The sequence below is a fragment of the Nocardiopsis alborubida genome (genome assembly GCF_012396365.1).
Lineage (GTDB): Bacteria > Actinomycetota > Actinomycetes > Streptosporangiales > Streptosporangiaceae > Nocardiopsis > Nocardiopsis alborubida.
This window is the reverse complement of record NZ_JAAXPG010000043.1, coordinates 41,057-48,406: the sequence shown is the minus strand read 5'-3', so window position 1 is coordinate 48,406 and position 7,350 is coordinate 41,057. Positions and strand designations below refer to the sequence as shown.

The 7,350-nt window shown below is 73.1% G+C and carries 2 protein-coding genes; both read left to right on the top strand.

Annotation, left to right across the window (positions count from 1 at the left end):
* The coding region (locus HGB44_RS29585; protein ID WP_168444204.1) for a type I polyketide synthase at positions 1 to 3,046 on the top strand (3,046 nt) is incomplete at its 5' end.
* A 352-nt stretch (positions 3,047 to 3,398) separates the two neighbouring features.
* On the top strand, positions 3,399 to 7,349 hold the full coding sequence (gene hrpA / locus HGB44_RS29580; protein ID WP_061081678.1) for an ATP-dependent RNA helicase HrpA: 3,951 nt from the start codon (positions 3,399 to 3,401) through the stop codon (positions 7,347 to 7,349).
* Position 7,350: the final 1 nt, after the last annotated feature.

The window sequence follows — 7,350 nt, the reverse complement described above, 5'->3', positions numbered from 1 at the left end:
CGGCGCGGAATCGGTGCGCGTCGACGACCTCTACACCGACCTGGCCCGCGACGGTTACCGCTACGGACCCGCCTTCCAGGGCCTGCGCGCGGCCTGGCGCGAGGGCGGCGACGTGTGGGCCGAGGTGCGCCTGCCCGACGGCCACCGCCAGGACGCCGCCGCCTTCGGCGTGCACCCCGCCCTGCTGGACGCCGCCCAGCACGTCATCGCCCTGACCGCGCCGGGGGAGAGCGGCCGAGTCCGGCTGCCCTTCTCCTGGACGGGGGTGCGCCTGCACGCGTCCGGGGCCGATCACCTGAACGTGCACGCCAGACCCGTCGGCCCCGACGCGTACGCGCTGAGTATGACCGACCCGGACGGCGGCCCCGTGCTGACCGCCGAGTCCCTGACCGTGCGCGCCGTCGACGTCTCACAGGTGGAGGGGGACGCCCAGCGGGCCCGCCAACGGGAGCTGTACGCCCTGGAGTGGCCCTCCGTGGACCTGAGCGCGACCGGGTCGCTCCCCGTGATCGCCGTCCTGGGGCCCGACGACACCGGCCTCACCGAGGCGCTCGCCCGCACCGGAACCGTTGTGCACGTCCTCACCGACCTGGGAGGACTGCGGGACCTGCCCGAGGGGACCGCCGTCCTGGCGCCCTTCGCCGCGGCGGTCCCCGAGGCGGGTGTCGCCGGGGCCGGGGCCGCGGAGGAGACGCCCGCCTCCTCGGGCGCCGACCTGCCCGAGGCCTCGGCGGCCGGGCTGCACCGGGCACTGGCCCTGCTCCAGGAGTGGATCGAGGACGAGGCCTCAGCTGACCGCCGACTGGTCGTCGTCACCCGGGGCGCCGTCGCGGCGGCCCCCGAGGAGGACGTCGCCGACCTCGTCCACGCCCCGCTGTGGGGCCTGCTGCGCTCGGCCCAGACCGAGCAGCCCGACCGGTTCGCCGTCGTGGACCTGGACGGCTCCGACACCGCCGCCGCCACGCTCACGAGGGCCCTGGCCAGCGGCGAACCGCAGCTGGCGCTGCGCGGCTCCACCGCGCACGCCCCCCGCTTCACCAGGGCGCGCGTCCCGGAGGAGTCCGTCGGCCCCGACCTCGGCGGCGGAACCGTCCTGGTCACCGGCGCCACCGGCGTGCTCGGCTCGGCGGTCGCCCGCCGCCTGGCCGAACGCCACGGCGCGCGCGAACTCCTGCTGCTCAGCCGCCGGGGCGCGAACGCCCCCGGCGCGACCGCCCTCGCCGAGGAGCTGGCGTCACTGGGCGCACGCGCCGACTTCGCCGCGTGCGACGTGACCGACGCCGACGCCCTGGCCGCCGTCATCGACGCGGTTCCCGCCGAGCGTTCGCTGACGGCCGTGGTGCACATCGCCGGGGGACTGGACGACGGCGTGCTCACCGCGCTCACCCCCGACCGCGTCGACGCGGTGACGCGCCCCAAGGCCGACGCCGCCCACCACCTGCACCGGCTGACCGAACACCTGGACCTGTCGGCGTTTGTGCTCTTCTCTTCGGCCGCGGGCGTCCTGGGCAGTCCAGGCCAGGCCAACTACGCCGCGGCCAACGCGTTCCTCGACGCCCTGGCCCACCACCGCCGGTCCCGGGGCATGGCTGCCCAGTCGCTGTCCTGGGGCCTGTGGGAGCAGCTCGGGGACATCGCCGCCCACCTGCGCGACACCGACGTCTCGCGGCTGCGCCGCCTGGGCATGGCCCGAGCGCTCTCCCCCGAGGAGGGGCTGGACCTACTGGACGCGGCCCTGGCCGCCGGTGACCCGCACCTGGTGCCGCTGCCGCTGGACCTGGAGGGCGTGCGCGCCCGCGCCGCCCGCACCGGCCAGCTGCCGCCGCTGATGCGCGAACTGGTCCGACGTCCCCGCCGCCGCGCCGCCGGGGGCGCGGCCTCCGAGGGCCAGGGCGTGTCCGCAGCGCTGGCAGCCAGCACCGGTGAGGAGCGCGAACGCCTGCTGCTGGAGCTGGTGGGCGCGCGCACCGCCGAGGTGCTGGGCAGGACCTCGGGCGACCGGATCGAGCCCGACCAGAACTTCCTGGAGCTGGGCATGGACTCGCTGACGGCCGTGGAGCTGCGCAACGAGCTGCGCGCGGCCACGGGGCTGAAGCTGGCCGCGTCAGTGGTGCTGACGCATGCCACGCCCGCCGGACTGGCCCGCCACCTGGCCGCTGCGCTCCCCGAGGCGGGGAGCGCAGCGCCGACCGCCGTCGCGGACCCGGCAGGGGCCGACCCCCTGGAGGGGGCCGTGGCGCTGTTCCGCGAGTCGTGCCGCCGGGGCCGGATCACCGACGGCATCCGCATGGTCCAGACGGCCTCCCACCTGCGCCCGGCCTTCACCGGACCGGAGGACTTCGGCCCCGTGCCGAGTCCGGTCACGATCGCCCGGGGGCCGGTGCGGCCCCGGCTGGTGTGCCTGCCGTCGCTGGTCATGGTGTCGGGCACGCAGGAGTACGCGCGTTTCGGCTCGGCCTTCCAGGAGCTGCGCGAGGTCGTGGTCCTGCCCCAGCCCGGCTTCACCGCAGGGGACCCGCTGCCCACGACCCTGGAGGCCGCCGCGGCCGTCCAGGCGCGGGCCGTGCGCGAGGTCGCCGGAGACGAGCCCTACGTACTGGTCAGCCGGTCCTCCGGAGGCTGGGTCACGCACAGCGTCGCCACGCTGCTGGAGGCCGGGGGACGCGCTCCCGCGGCGGTGGTGCTCATGGACACGCCCATGCCCGGCGACCCCACGGCGCTGCCGATCATCCAGACCGGGGTGCTGGAGCGCGAGACGCAGTTCGGGCTGATGGACGCCACCCGGGTCACCGCGATGGGCCGCTACATCGAGCTGTACCGGGACTGGGTGCCCGCGCCCACCGACGTGCCGACCCTGGCCGTGCGCCCCGGACAGCAGATGCTCAACGCCTCGGGCACGCCCATCGGCGGGGAGGACTGGCGGTTCGACTGGCCGTTGCCGCACGAGGCCGTCGACGTGGGTGGCGACCACATCACCATGCTGGAGGAGCACGGTCCGGACACGGCGCTGGCCGTTCACCGCTGGCTGGAGGAGCATGTCGGTTGACGCGCGGACAGGCCCTTCCCTTTCGCCGTGATCTTGTGCTTATAGCGAGGTTCGAGCGCCGACATCGGCTATAAGTACAAGATCATCGCAGGTCAGAACCCGAGCTTCACACCGGCGACACCGATCCTCCGGGTGGCGGCGCCCGAACGGGTCCCGGCGGCGCGGCACCGCCGGGACCGGGCGTCTGCCGCGGGTCCGCGCCACGTCCGGCCGGACCCCCGGAACAGAACGGGCCCTCCGGGCGTTGGCCGGTACGTGCCCGCGGCGCTCCTTCGCCCGCCCGTGGCCGCGCGCCCGCCGCGCGCGCCCGGCGGCGAAAACCGGTTGCCGTCCCTCCTACCCTTGACTACTGATGAGCACCACCACGCCCGCGCCCGCCGCGGACACGCTGCGTTCCCGGCTGCGCGACCTCATGCCCTCGGACCGCCACCGGCTCCGTCGGCGTATCGACGGCCTGGCCAAGATCGGCGACGAGCGCCGCCGCGCCTCCGTCGCCGCCCAGATCTCCGGGGACGTCGACGAGGCGCTCCTGCGCGTGAACCTGCGCCGCGAGTCCGTGCCCGAGCTGAGCTACCCCGAGTCCCTGCCGGTCAGTTCCCGGCGTGAGGACATCGCCGAGGCCATCCGCGACCACCAGGTCGTCATCGTCGCCGGTGAGACCGGTTCGGGCAAGACCACCCAGCTGCCCAAGATCTGCCTGGAGCTGGGGCGCGGCGTCATGGGCACCATCGGCCACACCCAGCCCCGGCGGCTGGCCGCCCGCACCGTCGCCGAGCGCATCGCCGAGGAGATCGGCACCCCGCTGGGCGAGACGGTCGGCTACAAGGTCCGCTTCACCGACTCCTCCAGCGACAGCACCCTGGTCAAGCTGATGACCGACGGCATCCTGCTCGCCGAGATCCAGCACGACCGCATGCTGCGCCAGTACGACACGCTCATCATCGACGAGGCCCACGAGCGCAGCCTCAACGTCGACTTCCTGCTGGGCTACCTCAAGCAGCTGCTGCCCCGGCGCCCCGACCTCAAGGTCGTCATCACCTCGGCCACCATCGACCCCGAGCGCTTCTCCCGCCACTTCGACGACGCCCCCATCGTCGAGGTCTCCGGGCGCACCTACCCGGTCGAGGTCCGCTACCGGCCCATCTCCGAGGAGATCCTCGACCCCGAGGAGAAGAACCCGGGCGGCGGCACCGACCGCGACCAGACCCAGGCCATCCTGGACGCCGTCGACGAACTCGGCCGCGAGGCCCCCGGCGACGTGCTGGTCTTCCTCAGCGGCGAGCGCGAGATCCGCGACACCGCCGAGGCGCTGGAGAAGAAGAAGCTCCCGGGCACCGAGGTCCTGCCGCTCTACGCGCGCCTGTCCACGAGCGAGCAGAGACGCGTGTGGTCCTCGCACAGCGGACGGCGCATCGTCCTGGCCACCAACGTCGCCGAGACCTCCCTGACCGTCCCCGGCATCAAGTACGTCATCGATCCCGGCACCGCGCGCATCTCCCGCTACTCCCACCGCACCAAGGTGCAGCGCCTGCCCATCGAGGCGGTCTCCCAGGCCTCCGCCAACCAGCGCAAGGGCCGCTGCGGCCGTGTCTCGGAGGGCATCTGCATCCGGCTGTACTCGGAGGAGGACTTCCTCTCCCGCCCCGAGTACACCGACCCCGAGATCCTGCGCACCAACCTGGCCTCGGTCATCCTCCAGATGGCCGCCCTGGGGCTGGGCGACGTCGCCGCCTTCCCGTTCGTGGACGGCCCCGACCACCGCCAGATCAAGGACGGCGTCAACCTCCTCAACGAGCTGGGCGCCCTGCACCCCGACGAGTCCGGGGGCAAACGCAGGCTCACCCCGACCGGCCGCCGCCTGGCCCAGCTGCCCATCGACCCCCGACTGGGCCGGATGGTCCTGGAGGCCGAGGAGCGCGACGTCCTGGGCGAGGTCCTGGTCATCACCGCGGCCCTGTCCATCCAGGACCCGCGCGAGCGGCCCACCGACAAGCAGCAGCAGGCCCAGCAGGCGCACGCCAGGTTCACCGACAAGGAGTCGGACTTCCTGGCCTACCTCAACCTGTGGAACTACCTGCGCGAGAAGCAGCAGGAGCTGTCGGGCAACCAGTTCCGCAGGATGTGCCGCGAGGAGTACCTCAACTACCTGCGCGTACGCGAGTGGCAGGACATCCACGGCCAGCTCAGGCAGGTCCTGCGCTCCATGGGCGTGGAGGTGCCGCGCCCGCGCGAGGAGGCCGCCGACCCCCGCGGCGTGCATATGTCGCTGCTGGCCGGGCTCCTGTCCCACGTGGGTCTCAAGGACCCCGAGAAACACGAGTACCTGGGGGGCCGGGGCGCCCGCTTCGCCGTCTTCCCCGGTTCGGCGCTGTTCAAGAAGCAGCCCCGCTACGTGATGGTCGCCGAGCTGGTGGAGACCTCCAAGCTCTGGGGCCGCATGGTGGCCCGGATCGAGCCGGAGTGGGCCGAGGAGCTGGCCGGGGACATCGTCAAGCGCAGCTACAGCGAGCCGCACTGGGAGCGCAAGCGCGGCGCCGTCATGGCCTTCGAGCGCGTCACCCTCTACGGCGTGCCCATCGTCGTGCAGCGCAAGGTCTCCTACGGGCGGATCGACCCCGAGCTGTCCCGGGAGCTGTTCATCCGCCGCGCCCTGGTCGAGGGCGACTGGGAGACCCGCCACCACTTCTTCCACGACAACCGCAAGCTCCTGGACGAGGTGGAGGACCTCGAACACCGCGCCCGGCGCCGCGACATCGTCGTGGACGACGAGACGCTGTTCCGGTTCTACGACGCCCGCCTGCCGGACTCGGTGGTCTCGGCCGCGCACTTCGACTCCTGGTGGAAGAAGGCACGCCGCACCGAGCCCGAGCTGCTGGACTTCACCCGCGACGAGCTCATCAACGAGGGCGCGGGGTCGATCAGCGAGGACGACTACCCGGACGTGTGGCGCCAGGGCGAGTTCACCTTCCCGCTCAGCTACCAGTTCGAGCCGGGCAGCGACTCCGACGGGGTCACCGCGCGCGTCCCGGTGAAGTTCCTCAACCAGGTGGAGGACACCGGGTTCGACTGGCAGATCCCGGGCCTGCGCGCCGAGCTGGTGACCGCGCTCATCCGCTCGCTGCCCAAACCGCTGCGCCGCAACTTCGTCCCGGTCCCGGACAACGCCGCCCGCGCGCTGGCCGGGCTGACCCCCTACGAGGGGCCGCTCACCGCGGCGCTGGCGGACGAGCTCACCCGGACGGCGGGGGAGCGGATCGCACCCGGCGACTTCCAGCTCGACAGGGTGCCCGACCACCTGCGCATCACCTTCCGGGCCGTGGACGACCGGGGCCGGACCCTGGCCGAGTCCAAGGACCTGGAGAAGCTGCGCGCCAAGCTCAAACCGCGCCTGCGCGAGGCGATCTCGGCCGAGGCCAAGGGCGTGGAGAAGAAGGGCCTGACCTCCTGGGACTTCGGTCCGCTGGAGCAGACCCTGGAGCGCAAGGCGCTGGGGCCCAAGGTCAAGGGCTACCCGGCGCTGGTGGACGAGGGCGACAGCGTCGCGATCCGCATCTTCGACACCCGTCCCGAGCAGCGCGCCGCGATGTGGGCGGGCACCCGCCGACTGCTGCTGCTCACCGTGCCGTCCGTGGCGAACGTGGTGAGCAAGGGGCTCAACAACCCCGACAAGCTGGCCCTGGCCGACAACCCGCACGGTTCGATCCGCAGGATGCTCGACGACGCCGAGACGGCCGCCGTGGACCACCTGCTCGCCCGCGAGGGCGGCCCGGTGTGGAACGGCGACGACTTCGCCAAGCTCGCCGACCGGGTGAGCGCCGACCTCGGCGACACCCTGGCCGAGATCCTGGACAAGTCCGCGCGCGTCCTGGTGCTGTGGCGCAAGGTGTCCAAGAAGGTCAAGGGGACCACGTCCCTGGCCGTGCTGCCCTCGCTCAACGACGTGCAGGGCCAGCTCGGCGACCTGGTGGGCGAGGGGTTCGTGACCCGCACCGGCCTGGCCCGCCTGGACGACCTGCACCGCTACCTGCGCGGGGTGGAGTACCGGCTGGGCAAGCTGCCGGAGAACCCGCGCCGCGACCAGGTGAACATGTCCAAGGTCGAGCAGATGCGCCAGGCCGTGGCCAAGCTGCGCGGGAGCCTGCCGCCCGGCCGGGCGGCCGACCCGGACGTGGCGGAGCTGCGCTGGATGCTGGAGGAGTACCGGGTGAGCCTGTTCGCGCAGGAATTGCGCACGGCCTACCCGGTCTCGGACAAGCGCATCCTCAAGGCGGTCGAGGCCGTCAAGGCCGCCGAGCGCAGGTAGG

What these genes read in the sequence shown, in the direction of transcription:
- hrpA (WP_061081678.1), top strand. Translation starts at nt 3,399, where the DNA reads ATGAGCACCACCACGCCCGCGCCCGCCGCGGACACGCTGCGTTCCCGG.